23 protein-coding genes, 1 tRNA gene and 1 pseudogene are annotated in these 24,945 nt (G+C 68.2%); 15 read left to right on the top strand and 10 right to left on the bottom strand.

What is annotated here, in order from left to right:
* Positions 1–70 precede the first annotated feature (70 nt).
* A complete protein-coding gene (locus Q2100_RS00635; protein ID WP_302912400.1) occupies positions 71–2,905 on the top strand; it encodes an MMPL/RND family transporter in 2,835 nt (944 codons plus the stop codon).
* A gap of 17 nt (positions 2,906–2,922) precedes the next feature.
* Here Q2100_RS00635 and Q2100_RS00640 read toward each other — a convergent pair whose 3' ends face one another.
* Positions 2,923–3,711: a TIM barrel protein gene (locus tag Q2100_RS00640; RefSeq protein WP_302912401.1), complete on the bottom strand. Its 789-nt coding sequence runs from the start codon at positions 3,709–3,711 to the stop codon at positions 2,923–2,925.
* A gap of 95 nt (positions 3,712–3,806) precedes the next feature.
* Between Q2100_RS00640 and Q2100_RS00645 the strand changes: the two genes are divergently transcribed.
* From Q2100_RS00645 to Q2100_RS00660, 4 genes are all read left to right on the top strand, one after another.
* Positions 3,807–4,784 carry a LacI family DNA-binding transcriptional regulator gene (locus Q2100_RS00645; protein WP_302912402.1) on the top strand — a complete coding sequence of 326 codons (978 nt, stop codon included), beginning with the start codon at positions 3,807–3,809 and terminating at the stop codon, positions 4,782–4,784.
* 108 nt (positions 4,785–4,892) lie between these two features.
* Positions 4,893–6,398: an FAD-dependent oxidoreductase gene (locus tag Q2100_RS00650; RefSeq protein WP_328518097.1), complete on the top strand. Its 1,506-nt coding sequence runs from the start codon at positions 4,893–4,895 to the stop codon at positions 6,396–6,398.
* Positions 6,399–6,543: 145 nt separating this feature from the next.
* Positions 6,544–7,209 carry a TetR family transcriptional regulator gene (locus tag Q2100_RS00655; protein WP_302912404.1) on the top strand — a complete coding sequence of 222 codons (666 nt, stop codon included), beginning with the start codon at positions 6,544–6,546 and terminating at the stop codon, positions 7,207–7,209.
* A gap of 17 nt (positions 7,210–7,226) precedes the next feature.
* A complete protein-coding gene (locus Q2100_RS00660) occupies positions 7,227–7,922 on the top strand; it encodes an Ntn hydrolase family protein (RefSeq protein ID WP_302912405.1) in 696 nt (231 codons plus the stop codon).
* A gap of 3 nt (positions 7,923–7,925) precedes the next feature.
* Here the strand turns inward: Q2100_RS00660 and Q2100_RS00665 are convergent, their stop codons facing one another.
* On the bottom strand, positions 7,926–8,141 hold the full coding sequence (locus Q2100_RS00665; protein WP_302912406.1) for a hypothetical protein: 216 nt from the start codon (positions 8,139–8,141) through the stop codon (positions 7,926–7,928).
* 35 nt (positions 8,142–8,176) lie between these two features.
* On the opposite strand from Q2100_RS00665, the gene Q2100_RS00670 reads away from it, so the two are divergent.
* Positions 8,177–8,599, top strand: a complete 423-nt coding sequence (locus tag Q2100_RS00670) for a hypothetical protein (RefSeq protein WP_302912407.1) — start codon at positions 8,177–8,179, stop codon at positions 8,597–8,599.
* A gap of 64 nt (positions 8,600–8,663) precedes the next feature.
* Positions 8,664–9,293: a GNAT family N-acetyltransferase gene (locus tag Q2100_RS00675; protein ID WP_264012137.1), complete on the top strand. Its 630-nt coding sequence runs from the start codon at positions 8,664–8,666 to the stop codon at positions 9,291–9,293.
* On the opposite strand, the gene mbtN is transcribed toward Q2100_RS00675, so the two are convergent.
* The 6 genes from mbtN to crcB (Q2100_RS00705) are packed head-to-tail and all read right to left on the bottom strand — an operon-like array spanning position 9,287 to position 14,131.
* Positions 9,287–10,456 (bottom strand): mycobactin biosynthesis acyl-ACP dehydrogenase MbtN, encoded by a 1,170-nt coding sequence (mbtN, locus tag Q2100_RS00680; RefSeq protein ID WP_302912408.1) that lies wholly within the window; start codon positions 10,454–10,456, stop codon positions 9,287–9,289. The genes Q2100_RS00675 and mbtN overlap by 7 nt on opposite strands.
* A complete protein-coding gene (gene mbtM, locus Q2100_RS00685) occupies positions 10,453–12,027 on the bottom strand; it encodes a long-chain-fatty acid--ACP ligase MbtM (RefSeq protein WP_302912426.1) in 1,575 nt (524 codons plus the stop codon). The genes mbtN and mbtM overlap by 4 nt, the downstream gene beginning before the upstream one ends.
* 5 nt (positions 12,028–12,032) lie before the next feature.
* A complete protein-coding gene (locus Q2100_RS00690; protein WP_264012135.1) occupies positions 12,033–12,302 on the bottom strand; it encodes a mycobactin biosynthesis acyl carrier protein MbtL in 270 nt (89 codons plus the stop codon).
* A 40-nt stretch (positions 12,303–12,342) separates the two neighbouring features.
* Positions 12,343–13,374 carry a putative PII-like signaling protein gene (locus tag Q2100_RS00695; protein ID WP_302912409.1) on the bottom strand — a complete coding sequence of 344 codons (1,032 nt, stop codon included), beginning with the start codon at positions 13,372–13,374 and terminating at the stop codon, positions 12,343–12,345.
* Positions 13,371–13,709, bottom strand: a complete 339-nt coding sequence (gene crcB / locus Q2100_RS00700) for a fluoride efflux transporter CrcB (protein ID WP_407667555.1) — start codon at positions 13,707–13,709, stop codon at positions 13,371–13,373. Before crcB (Q2100_RS00700) ends, Q2100_RS00695 begins: the two co-directional genes overlap by 4 nt.
* 26 nt (positions 13,710–13,735) lie before the next feature.
* Positions 13,736–14,131, bottom strand: coding sequence for a fluoride efflux transporter CrcB (crcB, locus tag Q2100_RS00705; protein ID WP_264012132.1), 396 nt, complete (start codon positions 14,129–14,131; stop codon positions 13,736–13,738).
* Positions 14,132–14,201: 70 nt separating this feature from the next.
* Here crcB (Q2100_RS00705) and pgm point away from each other — a divergent pair, with 70 nt between their 5' ends.
* The 6 genes from pgm to Q2100_RS00735 all read left to right on the top strand — a co-directional run bounded on the left by pgm (position 14,202) and on the right by Q2100_RS00735 (position 21,069).
* The gene (gene pgm, locus Q2100_RS00710; protein WP_302912411.1) at positions 14,202–15,836 is read left to right on the top strand and encodes a phosphoglucomutase (alpha-D-glucose-1,6-bisphosphate-dependent); all 1,635 of its coding nucleotides are present in this window, start codon (positions 14,202–14,204) and stop codon (positions 15,834–15,836) included.
* A complete protein-coding gene (locus tag Q2100_RS00715; protein WP_302912412.1) occupies positions 15,833–17,101 on the top strand; it encodes an MFS transporter in 1,269 nt (422 codons plus the stop codon). Before pgm ends, Q2100_RS00715 begins: the two co-directional genes overlap by 4 nt.
* Complete coding sequence (locus tag Q2100_RS00720; protein ID WP_302912413.1) at positions 17,098–18,507, top strand: ArnT family glycosyltransferase; 1,410 nt, start codon at positions 17,098–17,100, stop codon at positions 18,505–18,507. Before Q2100_RS00715 ends, Q2100_RS00720 begins: the two co-directional genes overlap by 4 nt.
* 70 nt (positions 18,508–18,577) lie before the next feature.
* Positions 18,578–18,650: transfer RNA gene (locus Q2100_RS00725), tRNA-Ala, on the top strand.
* 424 nt (positions 18,651–19,074) lie between these two features.
* Complete coding sequence (locus Q2100_RS00730) at positions 19,075–20,352, top strand: Tox-REase-5 domain-containing protein (RefSeq protein ID WP_302912414.1); 1,278 nt, start codon at positions 19,075–19,077, stop codon at positions 20,350–20,352.
* A gap of 21 nt (positions 20,353–20,373) precedes the next feature.
* A complete protein-coding gene (locus Q2100_RS00735) occupies positions 20,374–21,069 on the top strand; it encodes a hypothetical protein (RefSeq protein WP_302912427.1) in 696 nt (231 codons plus the stop codon).
* Between the two features lie 118 nt (positions 21,070–21,187).
* Here Q2100_RS00735 and Q2100_RS31735 read toward each other — a convergent pair whose 3' ends face one another.
* Together Q2100_RS31735 and Q2100_RS31740 are read right to left on the bottom strand one after the other, a co-directional pair.
* Entirely contained in the window at positions 21,188–21,535 is a 348-nt protein-coding gene (locus Q2100_RS31735; protein WP_328518099.1) for a DUF742 domain-containing protein, read from the bottom strand.
* A 9-nt stretch (positions 21,536–21,544) separates the two neighbouring features.
* A pseudogene (locus Q2100_RS31740) lies at positions 21,545–22,066 on the bottom strand (peroxiredoxin); the annotation flags it as partial.
* Positions 22,067–22,239: 173 nt separating this feature from the next.
* Here Q2100_RS31740 and Q2100_RS00745 point away from each other — a divergent pair.
* Positions 22,240–23,538, top strand: coding sequence for a protein kinase domain-containing protein (locus tag Q2100_RS00745; protein WP_302912416.1), 1,299 nt, complete (start codon positions 22,240–22,242; stop codon positions 23,536–23,538).
* 86 nt (positions 23,539–23,624) lie between these two features.
* Positions 23,625–24,896 carry an HNH endonuclease signature motif containing protein gene (locus tag Q2100_RS00750; protein WP_302912417.1) on the top strand — a complete coding sequence of 424 codons (1,272 nt, stop codon included), beginning with the start codon at positions 23,625–23,627 and terminating at the stop codon, positions 24,894–24,896.
* The last annotated feature ends 49 nt before the right edge of the window (positions 24,897–24,945 follow it).

Below are 24,945 nucleotides of genomic sequence, written 5' to 3' on the forward strand. Positions count from 1 at the left end.
GCGTGACGATCGGTGTCACGCCGGTGGATTGCGCGCAGGCCGAAGTCACGGCCTGGGTCGAGGGGGCGGGATGCAGCGACGATCCAAGATCGCCCACGCGATCCGGGTCCTTGCGGTGCCGATCCTGCTGGGCTGGATCGCGCTGACCGTCGTCACCAACGTCTTCGTGCCTTCGCTGGAGAAGGTGGGCGAGGCCCACACCGTCTCGATGAACGCCCACGATGCGCCGGCGTTCATCGCCATGCAGCGGGTCGGGGCGAACTTCGAGGAGTTCGACTCCGACAGCAACGCGATGGTGATCCTCGAGGGCGAGCAGCCCCTCGGCGCCGACGCGCATCACTACTACGACGAACTGGTCGAGAAGTTCCGGTCCGACCCCGCGCACATCGAACACGTCGCGGACTTCTGGAGCGATCCGCTGACCGCCTCGGGCGCGCAGAGCGCCGACGGCAAATCCGCGTACGTCCAGCTCTACCTGCGCGGCAACATGGGCGAGACGCTGTCCAACGAATCGGTCACCGCCGTGCGCGACATCATCGCCGAGACACCCGCTCCGCCCGGTGTGAAGGCCTACGCCACAGGTGGGGCGGCGCTCAACGCCGACCAGCGCGTCGCGGGCGACAAGGGTGCGATGAAGGCGACGGTGGTCACGCTCGTGGTCATCGCCGTGATGCTGCTCATCGTCTACCGGTCGATCGCCACCATGGTGCTGATCCTGTTCATGGTGTTCGTCGAACTCGGCGCCTCCCGCGGGATCGTCGCCTTCCTCGGCAACACCGGAGTCATCGGCCTGTCGACGTTCGCCACCAGCCTGCTGACGCTGATCGCCATCGCCGCGGGCACCGACTATGCGATCTTCCTGATCGGCCGCTATCAGGAGGCCCGGGGAGACGGCGAAGACCGGGAGACCGCGTACTACACGATGTTCCACGGCACCGCCCACGTGGTGCTCGGCTCGGGTCTCACCATCGCCGGTGCCCTGCTGTGCCTGAGGTTCACCCGACTGCCGTGGTTCCAGACGATGGCGGTGCCGTGCGCGGTCGGCATCATGGTGGCCGTCATCGCCGCGCTGACGCTGGGGCCCGCGGTGATCGTGGTGGGCAGCCGGTTCGGACTGTTCGAACCGAAACGCGCGATCAACTCCCGCGGCTGGCGCCGGGTGGGCGTCGTGGTGGTGCGCTGGCCGAAACCGGTTCTGGCCGCGACGATCGCCCTGTCGCTGATCGGACTGCTGGCACTGGGCGGCTACAAGGTCGACTACGACGGACGCCATTTCCTGCCGGCCGACACGCCCGCCAACATCGGCTACGACGTCGCCGACCGGCATTTCGACGCCGCCCGGATGAATCCGGAACTGCTGATGGTCGAGACCGATCACGATCTGCGGAACTCCGCCGACTTCCTCGTCATCGACAAGATCGCCAAGGGCATCTTCCGCGTGCCGGGCGTTGCCCGGGTGCAGGCCATCACCCGCCCCGACGGGAAGCCGATCGAGCACTCGACGATCCCGTTCCTGCTCAGCATGCAGGGCACGAACCAGCAGATGAACGAGAAGTACATGCAGGACCGGATGTCCGACATGCTGGTGCAGGCCGACGAGATGCAGAGCACGATCGACACCATGGAGCGGATGTCGGCTCTGATGGGCCAGATGTCCGAGGTCACCCACTCGATGGTGGCCAAGACCAAGAACATGGCCGTCGATGTCGCCGAACTCCGCGACCACATCGCCGATTTCGACGACTTCTTCCGGCCGCTGCGCAATTACCTGTACTGGGAACCGCACTGCTACGACATCCCGCTGTGCTGGTCGATGCGGTCGATCTTCGACACCCTCGACGGCATCGACACGCTGACCGACGACATCCAGGAGCTGGTGCCCGAACTGGAGCGGCTCGATTCGCTGATGCCTCAGCTCATCTCGCTGATGCCCCAGCAGATCGAGACCATGAAGTCGATGAAGACCATGATGCTGACGATGCATGCGTCGCAGAAAGGTCAGCAGGACCAGCAGTCGGCGATGCAGGACAAGTCGAACGCGATGGGCGATGCGTTCGACAAGTCGCGCAACGACGACTCCTTCTACCTGCCGCCAGAGGTTTTCGAGAACGCCGATTTCAAGAAGGGGATGGAGAACTTCATCTCTCCCGACGGGAAGTCGGTGCGCTTCACCATCGAGCACGAGGGCGATCCGGCCACGCCGGAGGGCATCGCGCACATCGACGCGATCAAGCTGGCGGCCAAGGAGGCCATCAAGGGCACCCCGCTGGAGGGTTCCCGGGTCTACCTCGGCGGCACCGCGGCCACCTACAAAGACATGCGCGACGGCTCGAACTACGACCTGCTCATCGCCGGATTGTCCGCTGTCGCACTGATCTTCATCATCATGCTGATCATCACCCGCAGCGTGGTCGCGTCGGCCGTCATCGTGGGCACGGTGCTGCTCTCGCTCGGCACCTCGTTCGGGCTGTCCGTCCTGGTGTGGCAGCACATCCTCGGTATCCACCTGCACTGGATCGTGCTGGTGATGTCGGTGATCCTGTTGCTGGCGGTGGGTTCTGACTACAACCTGTTACTCGTCTCCCGTTTCAAGGAAGAGTTGCACCACGGATTCAACGTCGCGATCATCCGGGCGATGGCAGGTTCCGGATCGGTGGTGACGTCGGCGGGGTTGGTCTTCGCCGCCACCATGGCGTCGTTCGTGTTCGGTGACCTGCTCAGCATCGCGCAGGTCGGCAGCACCATCGCGCTCGGACTGCTGTTCGACACGCTGATCGTGCGGTCGTTCATGACGCCGTCCATCGCCGCCCTGCTCGGCCGGTGGTTCTGGTGGCCCCAGCTGGTGCAGACGCCCGCGTCGAGGCGACGGCTCGAGGCGATGCGGCGGCAGACCTCCGGCGTCTGACAGGGGAGTCCGGCCGCCTAGTCGAGCGTGAACGCCGAGCGGAACGACTCGAGGGCGGTGACACTGTCGCCTGCGGCGTACGCCTCCATGCCGATGGTTCCGTGATACCCATTGTCGCGCAACGCGTTCGCGACGGCACGATAGTTGATCTCACCCGTCCCGGGTTCACAGCGACCGGGCACGTCGGCCACCTGGATCTCGCCGATGGCGTCGCCGCACCGGCGCACCAGTTCGATGAGATTCCCCTCGCCGATCTGCGCATGGTAGAGGTCGAGCATCATCTTCACGTTCGGATGGCCGACGGCCTCGACCAGGGCCAGCGTGTCCTTCGCGCGTGCCAGCGGCACTCCGGGGTGGTCGACGATCGTGTTCAGGTTCTCCAGGCAGAAGGTCACACCGGCGGCGGCACCGAGTTCGCCGAGGCCCTCGAGTCCGCGCAGCGCAGACGTCCACATGGTGCCGTCGGCGCGGTACCGCGGACGGGCGGCCCGACCGTCCACGAGCTGGCCGGGGTGGACCACCAGGCGCGGGACACCGAGCACCGCTGCGGCTTTCACGGCCTGCTCGGCCGTGCGCACCACCTCCGCCGCCCCGTCGGCATCCCACAGGTCGCCGGCCAGGTACCCCGTCATCGAGGAGAACCGCGCGCCCGTGGCCGCCAGCGCGTCGAGGTCCTTGTCGTGGAAGCTCCAGATCTCGACGGCGAAGCCCAGCTCGTCGATGCGGCGGGCACGGTCGGCGATGTCGAGGTCATCGAAGACCATCTCCGCGCAGACGGCGAGGTCGAACAGCGGCGGGCTGGTCATCCGGCTCCTCACTAGAACGTTCTAGACGGCACCAGTAAAGCGCCTCGCCCGCGCGCCGGTCAAGAGAAGGGCTAGAACGTTCTAGGCTGTCCGGCATGCAGCGCAGAACGACCCTGCAGGACGTCGCCGACCGTGCCGGGGTGTCACGGGCGCTCGTCTCGATCGTCATGCGCGACGTGCCAGGTGCGAGTGAGGCCACGCGGGTGCGAGTGCGCAAGGCGGCCGAGGACATCGGCTACCGGCCGGATTCCCGCGCGCGGCTGCTGCGTTCGCAGCGCACCAGGCTGCTCGGCGTCGTCTTCACCGTCGGTCAGGAGTTCCACGCCGGGCTCGTCGACGGTGTGTACCGGGCCGCCGAGCAGCACGGGTACGACGTGGTGCTCAGCTGTGTGACGCCGCACCGCGACGAGGCGCGGGCGGTGCAGACGCTGCTCGACGACCGCTGTGAGGGTCTGCTGCTCATCGGCACCGGGATGACCGCGGCGGCGCTCACCGCCCTCGACACCCCCGTGGTGGCGGTGGCTCGCCGGGTGCGCGGCGTCGCCTCGGTCCGCAGCGACGACGCCGGGGGAGCCCAGATCGCCGTGCACCATCTCGCCGATCTCGGGCACACGGGCGCCGTCCCCGTCGACGGCGGCCGGGCGCCGGGAGCTGCCGAGCGGCGGAGGGGATTCGGCAGGGCCGCGCGGCGTCGGAACATGTCGGCGACCGTGCTGCCGGGTGGGCTGACCGAGCGCGAGGGCGCGGCGGCCGCTTCGGCGCTCCTGGCCTCGGGAACCCTGCCCACAGCGGTCTTCGCGTTCAACGACCGCTGCGCGCTGGGGGTGCTCGATGTGCTCATCCGGGCGGGCGTCGCGGTGCCCGAGGACGTGTCCGTCGTCGGATTCGACGACAGCCCGCTGGCCGGTCTCGCGCACGTCGATCTGACCACGGTCGGTCAGGACACGGTCCGGCTCGCGGACCTCGCGGTGACCCGACTGATCGGGCGACTGGACGCCGAGCAACCGGCTGTCACCGACGACGTGTGTCCGCCGCGGCTGGTCGTCCGCGGTACGACGGCGCCGCCACGCTGAACTCGCTGCCGGTTGCTTGCGGCTGCAACCGCCGGTCGCGGCGTAGCGCGAAAAGCGTGATCTTGGTCGAGCTCCGGCCGATAATGGGACGGTTCGAGGGGGATGCGCATGACCGCTTCAGAAGTGACCGGGCCGGCGGACGCGACATCGATGCGGCGCTGCGACGTCTGCATCGTCGGAGCGGGGGTCGCCGGACTCAACGCCGCGTTCGCCGCCAGCCGGCACATGTCCCGCGACCAACGGATCGTCCTCGTCGACCGGCGCGAACGGGTCGGCGGCATGTGGGTCGACACCTATCCCTACGTCCGGTTGCATCAGCCGCACGGGATGTTCACGGCAGGCAACGTCAAGTGGACGCTCGGCCGCGAACGCTCGTATCTGGCGGCCAAGGACGAGGTGCTCGACCACCTCGAGCACTGCCTCGAAGAGATCCGCGGGTCGGTCCACGTCGACACCTACTTCGGCCACACCCTGGAGGCGGTGGATGAAGGTTCCGAGCGGTGCCGCGTGACGTGCCGATCGGCGACCGGTGAACTCCTCACCATCCATGCCGACACCGTGACCAAGGCTTTTGGTTTCCGAATCACGCCGAACGACCCGCTGTCGTTGTCGAGCAGCCAGGCGCACTCGGTGTCGCCGGACTCCTGCGACGTACGGACGGGGGACATCGCAGCCGACGACCGGCCGGTGTGGATCATCGGTGGCGGCAAGACGGCGATGGACACCGCCCATGCGCTGATCACCAGCTGTCCCGGCCGTGAGGTCAACATGGTGGCCGGCGCGGGCACCCTGTTCACGAGGCGCGACCGGGCGTTTCCTGACGGACTGCGCCGGTGGTACTCGGGGGTGGTGACCAGTTCCTTCGGCGCCGAGGCGGCGCGCAGGTTCGACGGCACCAACGAGGCGGCTGTGCGGGACTGGCAATGCGCGACGGTCGGCACCGCGGTCACCCCGCAGACAGCCAACTTCCTGCTGGGTGTGCTGTCCGACGATGAGGTCCGCACCATCGAGCGCGGCCTGCATTCGGTGGTGATGGACTATCTGGTCGACGCAGTGGACCGGGACGCAGCGGTGGATCTGCAATTCCGCGACGGCGACACCACGACGATCCCGTCCGGGAGCTGGATTGTGAACTGCACTGGTTACGTCGCGAAGAACGAACACCCCTACGAGCCCTACCTCTCCGCGGGCGGCAAGGTGCTCTCCATCCAGACGCGTTCAGCCACACTGCATCTGAGCACGTACATGGGTTACTTCATGACCCACATGCTCATGCTCGGCAAACTCCGGGACACGCCGCTCTACGAATTCGACCTCCAGGAGATGTTCCGCGCGTCGCGGACAGCCTTCCCGTACGCGCTGCTGACCGTCGCGCAGTACAACCTCAGCCTGATGTACGACGCGCTGCCGACGAAGGTGTTCACCCAGTGCGGGCTCGACTTCGACCGGTGGTATCCGCTGCCGCGCCGGACGCTCGCGACGGCCAGGTTCGTCATGACGCACCGCCGGGAACGCGAGCACCAGCGGCGAAGCCTCGACATCGTGCGCGAACGCTTCGACATTCGATGTGGACCGCTGCGACACGACCAGACGGCCGAAGTCGACGGACACTGACTCTCACGCCGAGCGTGGGCGAAGTCGTCGAACATCTACTGTCACGACGCCGACACGCCGCACGGTCGATGCGCTCCTGACGGCCACGCAGATTCTGTGATGCAGATCACAACATCTCGCGACCGTCCGGTGACGAAGAATTCATGTGTACACCGAAGCAAGACCGCCACGTCTCCGCGGCCGGCCCCGGGCCTCGGAGAACACCGACACCCGCGCGGGCATCCTGCGTTCGGCTCGCGACGTCTTCCGCGAACTGGGCTACGAGGGCACCACGAACATGAAGATCGCGACGCACGCGGGCCTCACCCGCCCGGCGATCAACTACCACTTCACCAGCAAGCGGGAACTGTTCCGCACCGTCGTGGAAGCCAACCTCGCGATACTCGCCCAGGCCATCGGCGCGGCAGCCGACCAGGTGACCCTGCGCGACCGGCTGCGGACGCTCATGCTCGCCGCCGACACCGACCCCGAGGTGCGCGCCGCCACAGGGTTCCTCACGGTCGCCGAACTGGACTGCCAGCGGCACCCCGAACTGCGGGCGGACGGTTGGGACGTCGCCTCGGCGCTGCGTGATTTCCTGCGCACGTCAGTGGCCGCCGCGCGGGAGACCGGCGAACTGCACGCCGGCGTCGACCTCCCGTCGGTGGTCGACGCGCTGCACGCGGTGCTGAGCGGCATGGCATTCCGCGGCGGTGCCGTCGCCGACGGTCGCCGCCGCGCGCAGACCGAAGCCCTGATGGCGCTGGTCAGCGGCGATCTCTTCACCGGCCCCAGTGGAGATCGCCGCGACGAGCCCGTACGGCTCGGCTGAGTCTCTATCGTGGTGCGATGACCGTCGTCCTCGCCCTGCGCTGCGCCGACGGGCTGGTGCTCGCTTCCGACTCCCAGATCACCGATCCCGGCCGCGGACTGTCCTACCCGGCACAGAAACTCCACCCGCTCGGTTCGCATGCCGCTTGGGGCGGCAGCGGCTCGCGCGCGGTGCTGCACGACATCCAGCGGCTGTTCGACGCCGAACCCGACGCGGTCGTCGAGGCGCAGGACGTCGGCCGGGCCGTGCAGGAACGGGTGCTGCCGATCTTCAAGCACCACTACGCCAACTTCATCTCCGACGTCCCCGAGGCCAAACCCGGCGCGACCCCGGCCACCTATGTCTTGGCGGCGGGGTATGCCGGTGAGGTGCCGTTCATCGTCGACGTCGACCCGCACGGGCTCGTCGGCCACTACGAGGACATCGGATTCCAGGCGGTCGGCAGCGGCGCACCAATGGCCCAGCAGGCCTACGCGCTACTGGCCAACTTCCGGATGACCGAACGCAGCGTCGACTATGGGGTGGTGGCCGCGTTGCGCGTACTCGACGCGCTCGACCTGTCCTCTCCCAGCGTGGGCGGCCCGATGGACCTGTGCCGTATCACCCCCGACGGCGCCCACCATCTCGACGATGACGAGGTCGTCGAGGTACGCCGTCATGTCGGCCGGTGGCAGGAGTTGGAGCGCAACGCGCTCGACGACCTGTTCGACTGACGGTCAGGTCTCCTCATCGCTGCTGCGGCGGTTTCCGATGAACGCGAGGAGCTTCGGGTCGTCGGACCGGAACCGCTCGACCTCTTCGCCACCGTCGCACCGCAACAACGCGATCGTCACCGCGTCCGGAGTTCGGGAGTCGACCCGCCACACCGCGCCGGACTCCTGCCACCGCTGGAGTTCTGCGACGCGGTCACGGTGGTCGGATGTGCGGGCCATCTCTCCACGATGACACGCTGTCATAGTGTGCTGTCGTGGGTGCAGCGCAAGCGGTCGCGGCGGCCGCGGTCTTCGTGTGGCTCGGCATGGTGCTGGCGATCTCGTTCCTCGAGGCACCGCTGAAGTTCCGCGCGCCCGGCGTCACACTGCAGGTCGGGCTCGGCATCGGCCGGCTGGTGTTCCGGGCGCTCAACGTGTGCGAACTCGCGCTCGCCGCAGTCGTCACCGCGTCGTTCGCGTTCGACCGCCCGCCGATCGTCCCGGCGTTCGCGGTCGCGCTGGCGGTGGTGACACTGCTGGCACAGGTGCTGGTGGTCCGGCCGGCGCTGACCCGGCGCTCCGACGCCGTGCTGGCGGGCCGGGACGGACCGCGTTCCCGGGCGCACTGGTTCTACATCGGCCTGGAGATCGGCAAGGTCGCAGCGCTGCTCACCGCGGGCGTGACACTGCTGGCGTGAATTCCGCCGGACAGGTTAGGTAGGTAAACCTACCCTCATCTGCCTGCGGTAGGCTCGTCGCTCGATGACCGACACCGATGAGGCGATCAAGCCCGTCCTGCCCCGCGAGCTGACGTCGATCGCCGACGAGGTCCGCGCGGTGCCCGCGCCACCGATGCCGACGCTCGCCGAACCGTATTCCATCCGCCTCGTGGACGCCGACCAGGACGCCGAGATGATCTCGGAGTGGATGAACCGGCCGCATCTGGTCGAGGCCTGGGAGTACCCGTGGCCGCCCGAGCGGTGGCGGCGTTACCTGCAGGCCCAGCTGGACGGTGAATACTCCCGACCGCTGATCGGCAGCTTCCGTGGCACCGAACTCGCCTACGTCGAGGTGTACCGCGCGGCGAAGGACTCCATCGCGCCGCGGTACGCCGCCGATCCCTACGACCTCGGACTGCATGCGGCGATCGCCGACCTGCGCTTCGTCAACCGCGGTTTCGCCCCGATCCTGCTGCCGCGCCTGGTCGCCAGCATCTTCGAGATCGAACCCCGGTGCCGGCGCATCATGTTCGACCCGGACCACCGCAACTCCGGCGCCCGGCGGCTGTGCGAATACGCCGGCTGCGCCTTCCTCGGTGAGCACCAGATGTCGAACCGCCGGATGGCGCTCTACGCCCTGCCCCGCACGCCCGAAGACGCGCCGGGTCAGTAGTCCCAGTCGGGCGAGTTGATCAGCTCGGCGTAGCCGTCGTAGTCGGGCTTCATCGCGGCGGCGACGAGCTCCCACAGCACCTCGTCGGTGCCGCCGCCGACCCGGGCCAGCTTCATGTCCCGCCACCACCGCCCCAGCGGCGTCTCGTCGACGAGATAGCCTGCGCCGCCGAAGATGTGCATGCACTCGGAGAACACCTCTTCGCCGAGGCGGGCGGCGCTCACCTTGATCGCGGCGGCGGCGCGCAGGTCGAGTCGTCCTTCCGCGGCGATCCCGGCGAGCGAGTAGCGCAGCATGTCGACGCGGGCCTGCAGGTCGGCGATCCGCATCCGCAGTGCCTGGTGCTGGTAGAGCGTCTGCCCGAACTGGCGCCGTTTCATCATGCGGGCCAGCGTGATCCCGATGATGCGCTGGCATCCGGCGGCGACCTGGCCGGCGATCGACAACCGCTCGTGCGCCAGTCCCCAGGAGATGGCCGCCAGTCCGGTGCCTGCCCTGGCCACCAGCGCATCGGCGGGCACCCAGGTGTCGATGTGCACGGCGGCGGTGTCCAGCGGGCCGGCACCGACCTTGCGGTAGGGCGCCTGCACCTCGACCTGGCTGGTGGGTACGGCGATCACCACGACATTGCCGTGCCTGCTGGTCGGATCCTGATCCATGCTCCGCGCCACCACCATGATGTGGTCGGCGATGGGGGACAGCGACACGAACTTCTTGACGCCGCAGACCTCGAAACCATCCCGGGCGGAACGCACTTCGGTCTGCACGATCTGCAGGTCGGAACCGCCGGACTCCTCTGACGCGCCGATGCAGAGCACCGCTTCGCCGCGGATGGCCTGCTCGCAGATGGCACGCAGGTAGTCCGAACGGCCGAACCGGCGCAGCAGCGCGATGGCCGAGTCGTGCAGGCTGACCCCCACGCCGATACCGGCAGAGCCGAGCCCACCGAGTGCGGTCGCCAGTGCGACCAGCTTGGCGACGTCGGGTTGCGCTGCGTCGCCCCACTTCTCGGCGAACACTCCGGAACGGCCCAGGTGCTCGATGAGCTGACGCGGGAAGCGCTCGGTCTCCTCCGCCTCGGCCGTCCACGCCGTGACCTGGTCGTCGAAGACGCGGTCGAGCAGCGTGCGGTAGTCCTCGACGGTCGTCAGGGACAGGGTCATGGTGTCACCGCTTCCAGATTCCGTTTGACTTCCAGACGGCGCAGCTTGCCCGACGAGGTCCTCGGCAGCGAGCCCGGCGCCATGAACACGACGTCGGACGGCACGACGCCGCACTCGGTGGCCACCCGCTGCACGAGGGCGCTGCGGGCGTCCGCTTCGTCGGTCCCCTTGTACTCCGCCGCGATGACCAGACCGGGCCGGACGGACTTCTCGTCGGTGCCCACCGCCACGACGGCACCTTCGCGTACGCCGTCGACCTGGGCCGCCACCCGCTCGATCTCGGTGGGGAAGATGTTGCGCCCGGCGACGGTGATGAGCTCCTTCGCGCGACCGCACACCACGAGGCCACCGTCGACGAGGTAGCCGAGATCACCGGTGGGGAACCAGCTGTCGGCCGCCAGGGGCGTTTCACCCAGGTAGCCGTTCATCATCGACGAACCGCGGACCTCGACCTCGCCGACCTCGCGGCCCTCGATGCCGTCGCTGCGCTGCTCGCGCGGGGCGATCCGGATCTGCACGCCCGGGATGGCCTCACCGAGCACGGCCTGCTTACGCACGACCGTGTTGTCCTCGGTCCGGACGTGGATCTCGTCGACGAGCAGCCCCGTCCCGGGCACCGGAACCGAGACAGCACAGTTGGATTCGGCCAGGCCGTACGAGGGGCAGAGCGCCGCGCTGTCGAACCCGAAGCGGGCCATCTCGTCGGCGAACCGCCGCGTGCCGTCGCAGTCGACGGGTTCACCGCCGTTGAGCGCGAACCGCAGTGTCCCGAGGTCGACGCCGTCGATCAGCCGGGCGTACTTGCCGACGAGGTTGAAGGCCATGTTGGGCGCCGCGGTCATCGACGAACGGCTCTCGCTGAGCCACTGCACCCAGCTGAACGGCGACGCCGAGAACGAGGTGGTCGGCGCCTGCCAGAGATCGCCACCGCCGAGAGCCATCGTGAACAGGAACGTCAGTCCCATGTCGTGGTAGAGCGGCAGCCAGGAGCAGCCGACGTCGGCACGGGTGACGCCGACCCGGGTGACCAGGCCGCTCAGGTTGGCCAGCACCGCCTGCGGCGACAGTTGTGCCGTCCGCGGCGAACCGGTCGATCCGGCCGTCCCCTGCAGCACCGCGACCTCGCCGCGGCCGCCCGGTGCGACGAACGTGACGGAACGACGGGCGTGGCCGACGGCGGCAACGTCGTGAACGGTGACCGTACTATCCACCGCGCGCAGCAGTTCCAGCTGTTCGCCATGGCTGAACACCGTGCTCACGCCGATGGCGGTGAACCGTCGCAGCGTGGCCTGCGCCCACTGCGCGGTGTCGGCGCCACGGACCGGGCCCGGCAGAAGGGACACGGCGGCGCCGGAGATCACCCCGCCGAAGATGGCGGCGATGAGCTCGACGGTGGGGTCACCGACGAGGCCGACGGCCGCGGCGTCGTCGTCGACGATGCGGGTTGCGATGTTCTCCGCGCGGGCATGGACCTCGGCCCACGGATGCGGGCTCCAGGTCTGGCTGGGATGGTCGAAGACGACCAGTCGATGCCCGGCGGAGGTCAGGACTTCGGAGAGGGCCGCCGCCAGAGGGTTCACTGGTTGCTCTGTGCCGCCGGGACTTTCGCCAGGATCGCGGCTTCCAGGTCACCCACGGTGTCGCAGCTCAGCAGATCCTCTTCAGTCAGCGCGACCCCGAGCTTGTCCTCGATCGCCACCATCCCGACCGCGAACGCCACGGAATCGAGACCGACGTCGTCGATGAGGCGTGAATCGCGGGTGACACGACGGATATCGACGTTCATGTCGTCACGCAGGATCTCGGTCAGAGCGGCGCTCACCGCGTCAGGGGTAGTCGACTGCATGACGTGGGACGGTACACGGCCTACTAAACTTAGGCTAGGCTTACATCTCGGGCGCGGAGGCCGGTGGGATGCTGCCGTCGATCGAAACGACCGCGGGAATCGCCGCACAGGTCACCACGCCATGTCCTTCGGTGACCTCGTCGACGAGATCGAAGCAGGCAGCTATCCGGTCCGGTGTGTCGATGTACTCCGTCGTCACCGGCACATGGCGACCGATCTGAAACATCCTGTCCCCGCTGGGCTCTGCGTCACCCGCGAACCCCCACACGCCACGAAGGACGGTCACCCCGGCCGTCGTGGGCGACTCCCGCAGACGGCGCACGAGAGTCCGGTGCACGGGAAGGCCGCGGTGCAGATCCGCCTCGCAGGTGTGCACCGTCACCTTCAGCCAGTGCGCCGGTCCTCGGTCGTCGGTCGGCGGAACAGGCGCCGGACGGTTCACCGGCACACCACGCCCCTTGCACAGCTGGATCGGCGCGACCGTCATCAGGGCGGACGGCAGCAGCGGCCGGAGCAGCCGGATCGCCTCTTCGGCGGCCTGTGCGCTTCCGACGGCGACCGTCATCACCGGAACGGCGGTGTTGCGGCCGAAGAAGGCGGCGCGGTGACGCTGCCCGGCGGTGTTGCCGTCGACACCGAGAAATGCTGCCGCCGAATCGAATCCGAGTCGGTGCAGCGTGTCGCACAGCGCGACGTGGGCGGGTCGCCCGTTCAGGCGGTCCGCGCGCCCGGTGAGAACTCTCAGCTCCACATGTTCCGCCGTCACGGTGTCATCGGCGTGCCGCACCCGCTCCGCGGCGAGGGTGCCCCGCGACAGCGCCTCGGTCGCCCGGGCGGCGAACGCGGCGATGCGTTCGGCGGTGTCAACGGCCACGAGCGCGATGGGCAGATCCTCGGACTGGCTCAGGGTCAGATCGGTCCGAATGTCGTGGCGCGGACCGAATCCAGCGGCTCCGCGCAGGACGACCACGGCTTCTGCGCCGCCGGTCTCGAGCAGGGCGTCGGCGACGAACCGGCCGTGGTGGCGGGCGCGTTCGCCGAAGTAGGCGGTCAGCCTGTGCAGTTCGGTCACAGACGCCCCCCGAGCCAGTGCCCGGAACACACCGCGGCGAGGCCCAGCACCAGACTGACGACGATGTTGGCGACCGCGGGCCACGCCCGCCGTTCTTCGCCGAGTCGCTGCGTCTCGAGCATCCACGTGGAGAACGTGGTGTACGAGCCGACGAACGCGGTGCCCGCGAGCAGGGCGTGATGGGGGGCCAGTGCCAGCCCGCCGAGAAGGCCCAGCAGGAAGGCGCCGGTCAGGTTGACCGCCAGGGTGCCGTACGGGAACGGGCGTCCGAGCCGGGCCGAGACCGTGCGGTCCACCGTGAAGCGCAGCACCGCGCCCATGCCGCCCAGCAGCATCACACCCGCCCACAGCGCGGCGGTCGTCACCGCAGCCGCGCCCGGCGGACCAGCGCCGTGGCGACGTACACCGCCACCAGCCCAGCGGCGATGCTGACGGCCAGGTAGCCGGCGGCCAGGACGAAATGACCGTGTTCGAGCATCCGCAACGTCTCGAGCTGCATGGTCGAGAACGTCGTCAGGCCGCCGCACAGGCCGGTGCCCAGCAGTGGGCGACGGTAGGCCGAGACCGGGAGGCGTTCGAGCAGCCGGGTGGTGAAGTAGCCGAGCAGGAACGCGCCGACGATGTTGACGGTGAACGTCGGCCACGGCCACCGGCCCGGATCGGCGGGCGCGAGGGTCTCCAGCCCCGCGCGGGCCAGCGTGCCCAGCGCGCCGCCGACGAAGACGGCGACCAGTTCGCGACGGTCGAATCCGGGCACGATGCAAAGTATCGCGGCTGTTCACCCGGCCGCCCGTCAACGCCGCGCGTACCGGGAGCAGAATCGACCCATGGCGGCCAACCCTCGTGCCGGTCAACCGGCGCAACCCGAAGATCTCATCGACGTGGCCCAGGTGGTCACTGCTTACTACACGAAGCAACCCGATCCCGACGACGTGGCCCAGCAGGTGGTGTTCGGCACCTCCGGGCACCGCGGTTCGAGCCTGGACACGGCCTTCAACGAGGCGCACATCCTGGCCACCACGCAGGCCATCGTCGAGTACCGGGCGGCCCAGGGCACCACCGGACCGCTGTTCATCGGCCGTGACACCCACGCGCTCTCCGAACCGGCGTGGGCGTCGGCGATCGAGGTGCTCGCCGCCAACGACGTCGTCGCGATGATCGACTCGGCCGACCGCTACACCCCGACCCCCGCCGTCAGCCACGCGATCCTGGCGTTCAACCGCGGCCGGGACGCCGACCTCGCTGACGGGATAGTCGTCACGCCGTCGCACAACCCGCCGCGCGACGGCGGCTTCAAGTACAACCCGCCCAACGGCGGCCCCGCGGACACCGACGCCACCGGGGCGATCGCCAAGCGCGCGAACGAGATCCTGCGCGACGGCCTGCGGGCGGTGCAGAGAATCCCGTTGACCCGGGCACTGCAGACCGCGCAGCGCCACGACTACCTCGACGCCTACGTCAGCGACCTGCCCAACGTCGTCGACCTGCACGCCATCCGCGCCGAGGGCATCCGGATCGGCGCCGACCCGCTCGGTGGGGCCAGCGTCGACTACTGGGCGGCGATCGCCGAACGCCACGACCTGAACCTGACGGTGGTCAATCCACTCGTCGACGCGACGTGGCGGTTCATGACGCTCGACACCGACGGCAAGATCCGGATGGACTGCAGCTCGCCCAACGCGATGGCGTCGCTCATCTCCAAGATCGGCGACTACCAGATCGCCACCGGCAACGACGCCGACTCCGACCGGCACGGCGTCGTCACCCCCGACGGCGGCCTGCTCAACCCGAACCACTACCTCGCGGTGGCCATCGAGTACCTCTACACCAACCGCCCGGACTGGCCCGGTTCGACGGCCGTCGGCAAGACCGCGGTCAGCTCGTCGATCATCGACCGGGTGGTGGCCGGGCTTGGTCGCGAGCTGCTCGAGGTCCCGGTCGGGTTCAAATGGTTCGTCGACGGATTGCTCGGCGGGACAATCGGTTTCGGTGGCGAGGAGAGCGCCGGTGCGTCCTTCCTGCGGCACGACGGCACGGTGTGGTCGACCGACAAGGACGGCATCATCCTGGCGCTGCTGGCATCGGAGATCCTCGCCAAGACCGGGTCGTCACCGTCGCAGCGCTATCAGGCGCTGGCCGAGAAGTACGGCGCCCCGACCTACGCCCGCATCGACGCGCCCGCCGACCGCGAGCAGAAGGCCCGCCTGGCGAAGTTGTCGGCCGAACAGGTGACCGCCACCGAACTGGCGGGGGAGCCGATCACCGCCAAGCTGACGTCTGCTCCCGGGAACGGCGCCGCGCTCGGTGGTCTCAAGGTGACCACCGAGAACGCCTGGTTCGCCGCGCGGCCGTCGGGCACCGAGGACGTCTACAAGATCTACGCCGAGTCGTTCAAGGGGCCCGAGCATCTGGCGGAGGTGCAGGAGGCCGCGCGCGAGGTGGTGAATACAGTCATCTCGTGAGTGCCTCTGCGGAGGGCGACTGTTCGCAAGCCGTCGCCAAGGAGAAGTTGCCCGGCGAAGTCTGGGTGCTCATCGTCTCGAACGCGGTGATCGCACTGGGTTACGGCGTCGTCGCACCGGTGCTGCCGGCCTACGCCCGCCACTTCGGGGTGAGCATCAGCGCCGCGACCTTCGTCATCACCGCCTTCGCGTTGATGCGGCTGTGCTTCGCGTGGCCGACCGGGCTGCTGATCCAGCGGCTGGGGGAGCGGCGGATCTACACCAGCGGCCTGGTGATCGTCGCGGTCACCACCGCTGCGTGTGCGTTCGCCCAGACGTACTGGCAGCTGTTGATCTTCCGATCGCTCGGCGGCATCGGCTCCACGATGTTCTTCGTCTCCGCGCTGGGCCTGATGATCCGGATCAGCCCGGAGAACGCCCGCGGCCGGGTGGCGGGCATGTTCTCCTCGGCCTTTCTCGTCGGTTCGGTCGGCGGGCCGGTGCTGGGCAGCCTCACCGCGGGCCTGGGGCTGAGCGCACCGTTCCTCATCTATGGCGGCGCGTTGTTGGTCGCCGCGGCTGTGGTCTTCATCAGCCTGCGCAACTCCTCGCTGGCCGCCCCCGAAGCCGAGGGCACGGAGACGGTGACGGTCCGGATCGCCTGGCGCAACCGCGCCTACCGCGCCGCGCTGCTGTCCAACTTCGCCACCGGGTGGTCGGCGTTCGGGCTGCGCATCGCGCTGGTGCCGCTGTTCGTCACCGACGTGCTGCACCGCGGGGCGGGTGTCGCCGGGCTGGCGCTCGCGACCTTCGCGATCGGCAACGTCGCTGCCGTGATCCCGAGCGGCTACCTGTCCGACAGGGTGGGCCGCAAGATGCTGCTGATCGTCGGCCTTGCGGCGGCCGGGGTGGCGACCGCGCTCGTCGGTTTCACCGACGGGCTGCCGCTGTTCCTGGTCAGCGCGGTCGTGGCGGGCTTCGCCACCGGCATCTTCACGTCGCCGCAGCAGGCCGCGGTGGCCGACATCATCGGCAACAAAGCGCGTGGCGGTACGGCGGTGGCGACGTTCCAGATGATGGCCGACGTGGGTTCGATCGGCGGGTCGCTGCTGGTGGGACTGATCGCGCAGTACTTCTCGTTCGGCTGGGCGTTCGTGGTGTCGGGCGCGATCCTGGTGGTGGCGGCGGTGAGTTGGACGTTCGCCCCGGAGACCCGGCCACGGCCGGCGAGGGAACACGGACCGGCCAGACCGCTCGGCCCGGAAGCCGGTGGCGAGGTGCCGTGACCGCATTCGCCCGCCGAGAAGTCGGGATCGTGGTCGTCATCCAGGCCATCGTGTTGACCGCGCTGTCGGGACGTTACGGGTTCCACCGCGACGAGCTGTATTTCCGGGCGGCCGGTCAGCGCCTGGACTGGGGGTACGTCGACCAGCCGCCGTTGACGCCGCTGCTGACGCGGCTTTTCACCTTCGGTGATTCGCCGGTCGGCATGCGGATCGCCGCGACGCTGCTCGGTGCGGCAATTGTGGTCGTGGCGGCGCTCATCGCGTGGGAGGTCGGTGCGGGCACGGGCGGACAGACGGTGGCCGCGGCCGCTACCGCGTCGTCGTTGTTCGTGCTGGCGGTGACGCACATGCTGTCGACGGCGACCGCGGACCTGCTGCTGTGGCTGGTGACCGTCTTCTTCGTGCTGCGTCTGCTGCGCACCGGCGATCCGCGATGGTGGCCTGCGGTTGGCGTGGCTGTCGGAGTGGCCCTGACCAACAAATGGCTGATTCTCCTGCTGCCGGCCGCGTTGGGCCTGAGCCTGCTGGCCGTCGGGCCACGGTCGCTGATCCGCACGTGGTGGCTGCCGGCGGGCGTCGTGGTGACAGCGGTGGTTGCCGCTCCGGTGCTCGTGTGGCAGGCGAGCCATGGATTCCCGTTGCTGACCGTCGCCGGCGGGATCAGTGCGTCGGACGGCGTCGAGAACCGGCTGATGTTCGTGCCCGTTCAGTTGGTGTACCTGTCGCCGGTCCTCGTGCCGGTGGCGGTGGTCGGCTTCATCGCCCTGTGGCGTGACCGCCGGTTTCGGTCGGTGGCGCTGGCGTATCCGGTGCTGTGCGGACTGACGCTGGTGGCCGGCGGCAAGCCGTACTACGCGATTCCGTTACTGGTGGTGCTGGTGGCGGCCGGCGCCGAACCGGCATGGCAGTGGGCTCGACGACACCGCGCCTGGGCGGCGACGGGGGCCGTGGCGGGTGCCGCGCTGTCCGTGGTCCTGGCGTTACCGGTGCTGCCCGTGCAAGCCCTCGGGCCGGTGCTGGCGGTCAACGCCGAGCAGGGGGAACAGGTCGGGTGGCGGGACTTCACCGCGTCCGTGGCCGCGGCGCATGCACAGGCCGGGCCGTCGGCAACCATCGTCACCCGCAACTACGGGCAGGCCGGTGCGATCGAACGCTACGGGCCGGAGTTCGGCCTGCCGGCGCCCTACTCGGGACACATGTCGTACTGGGACTGGGGCCCGCCGCCCGACTCGGCCCTCGGTCGGGTGGTCGTCGTGGGCAACCGGTCGCCGGTGTTCACGGGTTGCAACGTGGTGGTGACACATCGGGCGGCGCTGGGCAACGAGGAGAACGGCACGGAGATCGCGGTGTGTGACCCGGTGCGCTGGTCGGCGGCCTGGCCGCAGTTGCGCCGCTTCTACAACTGACGCGCGAACCGTCTACCGGCGGTTTTGTCGCGCATATGCGGGTGGTGTAACTTCGGTGGGCACAACTTCAGGGGCTATGGCGCAGTTGGTAGCGCACCACACTGGCAGTGTGGGGGTCAGGGGTTCGAATCCCCTTAGCTCCACTCATATCGAGTAGGTCGCGGATCTAGGTGTCCGGCGTTCGACCCCGTCACTTCGAACGGTTCGCATTCGTCGCCGCCATATCGGTCCGCGTCCGCCGCCGTCGGCCACGCCTTCTACGGCATTGTCTGGCGGTCTCCCTTCTGCCTGGTCCCGGCCGACGCCCCGGTGTCCGTCGTCGAGCAGCGCCTCAGCCCGTCCAGACGCCGTCGGCGTCGACGGCCACCTCGACCGGCGCGGTGCCCAATGACGCGATCGAGGGCTCGGCTGGACGGACAGATTGACGCGCTGACCACCCTTGACCTGCCACTAACGTTTGACTTCGAAGGAGCGCGCCGTTCCGCCGATTCGGGTCACGTGAGGGGGTGGGGCTTGTCGGAGGTACTCCGAGTCGATACCGACGGGCTCAGACACGACGGTCGTGACTTGGCGTCACTCGGCGGTGACGTCGACGAAGAGAACTGCCGGCCGCCTGCATCCGATGTGACGTCCTCGGACGGGGCGCTCGCCCTGACAGAACTCGATCGCGGCATGGTTCAGCGTTTGAGAGAGGCCAAAGACGTTCGCGAGCACGGCGGAGAGATCGTGCAGGCGTCGGCAACCATGTTCGAGGTCGCCGATGAACAGGGCTCCCTCGAGATTTCTCGGGTGGACGTAATCGGCGATCCCAAGCCGCCGTCGGCCGGCCCGCCACAGATCACAGTGCCGAAGCAACCTCAGAGTCACCAGGGCACCCCGCGGATCCCGAATGTCAACTCATCGACCGCGATGGGCGCTGAAGCGTTCTCGGAAGCGGTGCACTCGGGTCAAGGATCTGATGTGGTTCGAGATTTTTATATGCACTGGCTCGAGGAGGGCCGAGAACTCGACTTCCTCGGCGACGAAGCCAAGTTCATCAGTCAGAGCATCCAGGCTCACTGGCAGGACTCCGACAGCAACGCCGCCCCCAACATAGAGAAGCACGGCATCTGGCTTCACGACGGGGCAGAGTGGGCGAAGAAGCTCCGGGAGGCAGCCGACAATTTCGCCTCGGCTTTCGACACAGCCAAGGCGAACACTCCTACTCCAGGTGAGCTCGCTGCCGCGAAGTACGCCACCATGGCGGGCGTACTCGCGGGTCCAGCCGCCCTCGTCGCCCTCGCCGTATACGAGACCATGAGGAGCAAGGCCATCGAGGCGGCCGCCAACTATCACACAGCCGTCGACGGGGCAGTAAGGAGTGTCGGCAAACCACCGGACGCTGCACCTCTGATCGCAAAGCGTGCAGCGATTCCAGGAGAACTCGTCAAAGGGCCCGGAAAGTGGGCGGAGATCGTCCGGGGATCGGGGCAATGGCGGGAGTACGAGCAGCAAGTCACCGGATATCCCGCCGGGATGGAGTACGAAGTCGACGTGCCGGGCCGCGCCGATCCGGTCGATTTCGACGGTTTCGAGCCCGACGCCGGATCGGACGGGCTGTTGGTCGAGGCGAAGGGCACGGGCTATGAGTGGATGATCGGTCCAAACGGAGAGTTCAACCCGAAATTCGGTGCTGCTCAACAAATTTCTAACGAACTAAGGGGGCACTACGAGGCGGCCCTGTCCACGGGTGTCCCCGTCGAGTGGCGGGTCGCTGACGCGAAGACCGCAAGCGCAATCGAAGCGATCATCGAGCAGAACAGCTACGACGACATGATCACCGTTACGGTGGTTCCGCCTGCTTGAGAGAGGACGCCAGTGATCTGGATGATGGGTGGCTGGGGCAACCGCCAGGACGAGCTGCAGTCGTGCGCTTTGCGTTTGCAACGATCGATTCGGCTGGCCCCCTCAGAGCCGGACCTCTACGGGCAATGGGGAGTGCTGCAGCCGCAACAACCCGACTCCCGAACCGGCGAAGATCTCAGAATCGTTCCCATCGACGTCGATGACGTCGATGCTCTCGAGCGGATCATCGTGTCGACCACGGAAGCAGGCAGTGCCGGACCGCGAACGGGCCCCGGTCACTACATCGATCTGGTGCGAGACAGTGTGTTGCCGGCTTCCGAGGAAAGCGCGACAACGTTCAAGTACACGGTTCGCGCTGGTTTCACCGACATGCCGCGGCCCTACAATCACATCTTCGCGGACCTCCGAAGTGAGACTGACGAGAGAACGCTGATGGGTTACATGAGCGCGCTCGTGCAAGCGTGGAACCCCGACCACCTTGGTGCCGTCAGCCGCCGCGTGAAGAGGGAGCAAGGGCATCGGCCGCCTGAGGTCGTGGTTGGGCGTCTTACCTATATTCGGGGCGGCACGCCGTTGAACACGAGTGCCCTCGGCGACGAGATCGACGTCGCCGCGGCCGACGGCGGCCATTACATCCGGGTCCCGGGAACACCCGAGCAGCCGAGCCTCGACCACATACAGCGCGTCCGACAGGCGCTGGGATACGCCGGCAGTTGATGCACTAGGGAGTCTCAGCTGACGACCGGCGACGCAGCGCCCAAGCCGCCGCCATCACTGCCCTTCTGCGGCGGGCGACAACTTGCCCGGGAACACATCAGCGTGGCGGACATGGCCCTCAGAGCGCCCGCAGGCCCTGCAGCGTCCTCTCGATCAGTTCACGTCGTTCAGCGATCGTCATCGAGTCACCAGGGACGGCCTGCACCCGCAGATAACCCTGCGTCACAAGCTCGCCCACCAGGTACCGCGTCGCGCCGAGCGGTAGGGACAGATGCGCGGCGATCTCTGCGACCGAGCGGCTCTGTCCGCAACACGTCAAGACCTGCCCCCGCACGTCTTGTCTCGGCCAGCCCGGCGGCTCCGTGGTGGTGGCCGCTTCGACGAAAGCCTCGAGCGGCAGTTCGAGACCAGCGTCGTCAAAGCCTGACGTGAGCGTGGACGGCGGGACCTCGCGCCGCTGGAGCACGTCGTGGTCCTGCAGGAAACGCAAGGTGTGGTCGGCGTGCACCGATGCGCGGACCTCATTGGAGATGACCTTGAGCACGGTGCGGTCGGTGTCGATGACGAACGTGGTGCGTCTGACCGGCATGAATCTGCCCATTAGGCCACGACGCCGGGTGTGGCGGCCACGCCACACCGTCTGACGCGGCATGACGGAGCCGCGCAGCCTGGCGAGCCTGCCGCGACGCACCCCGAACAGCTCGGACACCACGCCGTCCACGTCGGAGAGCAGCGGGTAGTCGAACGAGCGCTGCTGGGCGAAGTGAGCCTGCCGGTCGACGGTGTCGGTGCTGATGCCCACCCGCTGGGCGCCGACCGCGGCGAACTCGTCGCTCAGATCGCGAAAATGACAGGCCTGAGCAGTGCAGATCGGCGAGGACGCGATCGGGAAGAAGAACAGGACGACCGGGCCGTCCTGAAGGAACGCGGACAGTGACCGCGGCCGGCCGGTGTGGTCATAGAGAGTGAAGTCAGGCGCCTTCTCGCCCGCGATCATCGGCAGAGACTAACGCGGGGATGCGCCCCGTGACCCACGACTCAGCAATCTGGGTCGCCGGACGGCCGCCGGCCGAGGGCTGATCGGCTGGGCGACGGGACTGACGCCAATGGCCAACTTCTAAAGTTTCTCTGAGGGTTTACTCAGGCGTCAGCGCGGGAAATCCGCTCGGCATGGAGGGTCGTGGGCTTCTGGGCGACCGCTACGAACTGAGAGGCGTCCTCGGATACGGCGGGATGGCCGAAGTGCGTGACGGGTGGGATACCCGCCTGAACCGGCCGGTGGCCGTCAAGATCCTGCATTCCCACCTGAGCGCGCAGCCCGAGATCCGCGATCGTTTCAAGATCGAGGCCTGCGCGGCCGCGGCGCTCAACCATCCTCACATCGTCGGGGTCTACGACTTCGGCGAGGGAGACGAGACACCGTTCATCGTGATGGAGCGATTGCCCGGGGACACCCTTGGCGATCAGATCGAGTGCGGTCCGTTGCCTCAGGGTCAGGTGTCGACGGTGCTGCGCAGTGTGCTCTCCGCGTTGGCGGCCGCGCACGGCGAGGGCGTGCTGCATCGTGACATCAAGCCGAGCAACATCCTGCTGACCGAATTCGGCGCGGTGAAGGTCGCGGACTTCGGGATTGCGAAGACACCGGGCGCCGCACACACGACGACGGGTCAGTTGGTCGGGACGCTGGCCTACCTCAGCCCCGAACGGCTGGCCGGCGAGCCCGCGTCCGTCGCCGACGACCTCTATGCGGCCGGGGTGGTCGGCTACGAGGCGTTGGCCGGTCGCAAGCCCTTCGACCAGGAGGACATCGCGCCGTTGGCGCGCGCGATCGTCGAGGAGCAGCCGACGCCTCTGGCGCACCTGCGCCCCGATCTCGATCCGGGGTTGGCTCAGGTGGTCGAGCGCGCGATGTCCCGGGACCCCGGGCAGCGCTTCGCCAGCGCGGACGCGATGCTGGACGCGTTGAGCGGCAGGGCAGTGCCGCTGCCCGTCACCACCATCCCGCAGCGACCGCGCGTGATCCCGCCCATCGAACCGCCGGTCGCCCGTCCAGACCCTTCGCTGGACACCGTGGTCCTGGCGTCGACCGGACATCGCCGTTCCCACAACCGCTCTCGTCAGGCGGTCGGTGCTGCGGCCGCGATGGGGGCACTGGCCATCGCGGTGGTGGCCTTCACTTTGGATTCGCCGTCCACGCCGGTGCCGGCCCAGCCTGATCCGGTGAGCATCAGCACGCCGAACATCGCCCCGATCAGCGCGACGGTCGCACCGTCCCCGGTGATCCAGCCGGCCCCGGTGGCCGAGCAGATCCCCGTGGTCGAGCAGGCGCCGGTGATCGAGCAGGCGCCGATCGTCGTACCCGAGCCGGCACCGGCCCCGGTGATCGAACAGGCGACGCAAGAACAGAAGCGCCCCAAGGGTAATGGCAACGGCCGAGGCATCGGGAACGGCAACAAGAAGCCGAAATAAGCTGTGGCGGTGCGCGCAATGGCTCGAGCACGTAGACCCGTTCCGAGTAGTCCAAACTTGTCGGACCCCTCTGCGATGATGGGGTCATGTCCTCGAGCGCAACGTCTTTCGTTCCTTCGGTGAGGCCGAAGGATCGGTTGGCGGTGTTGTTCGAGGAGATCGCCGAGTTGTGCGGTCAGCGCAATGCGATCGACGGGCGGCTGGTGGAGATCGTCGCCGAGATCGACCGCGACGGCCTGTGGGGTATGACGGGTGCGCGGTCGGTGGCGGCGATGGTGGCGTGGAAGACCGGGTCGTCACCGCGCAACGCTGAAATCGTCACCGCCGTCGCGCAGCGGTGGGAGGAATTGCCGCGCTGCACCCAACTCTTGCGCGACGGTCGGGTGTCACTTGATCAGGTCGGGGTGATCGCCGAGAAGGCCGGGCCGGGCTCTGATGCGCACTACGCCCAGTTGGTCACCTCCGCGACGGTGAACCAGTTGCGCACCGCGATCAAGCTCGAACCCCCACCGCAACCGCAACCGGAACCCGACCCCAAGCCGGAACCCGCACCGACGTACAGCAAGACCTGCGACGACAAGGGCACTACCTATCGGATCTTCCTGCCGCATCTGGAAGCGGCCAAACTCGACGCCGCCGTACAGTCACATCTCGACGGGATGGTCGCCGACTGGAAACGCGACCACGCCGACGAAGCAGACCCTGACAGTGCATCGAATCAGGCGCCGCCGATGCCCACCACGGTCGATGCGTTCATGAGCCTCGTCGAGGCCGGCTGGGACGCCGAGGTGGCCCGCCGCCCGCACGGGCAGCGCACCACGGTAGTGGCGCACGTGGACGTCAAGGAACAGGTGGCTTCATTGCATCTGGGTCCGCTGCTCAGCGACGCCGATCGCCGATTCCTGCTGTGTGATGCCACCTTCGAGGTGTGGTTGGAACGCCACGGGCAGCCCATCGGGTCCGGACGCGACACCCGCCAGATCAGCCGCCGACTGCGCCGGGCCCTCGAGCACCGGGACCGCTGCTGCGTGGTGCCGGGGTGTGGGGCCACCCGGGGTCTGCACGCCCACCACATCCGGCACTGGGAGGACGGCGGCGCCACCGAACTGGACAACCTCGTCCTGGTCTGCCCGTACCACCACCGCATGCATCACCGCGGCGGCATCACCATCACCGGACCCGCGCAGCACCTCGTCGTCACCGATGGCGAAGGGGAGCAACTGAGTTCGGCATCACTGGCCCGCCCGCCGTCCACACCACCACCCGATGTACCGCCCTGTCCCGGGCCCACCGGCGAACGGGCCGACTGGTGGTGGTACGAGCCGTTTCAACCGCAGCCACCACCGGCCGCGGCCTGAGTCGGGCGCCGGCGCGCCGCCATGGCCCGCCGGTGCACGCCCTCGCGTC

It is taken from the genome of Mycolicibacterium arseniciresistens, from assembly GCF_030519285.1.
Taxonomy (GTDB): Bacteria; Actinomycetota; Actinomycetes; order Mycobacteriales; family Mycobacteriaceae; genus Mycobacterium; species Mycobacterium arseniciresistens.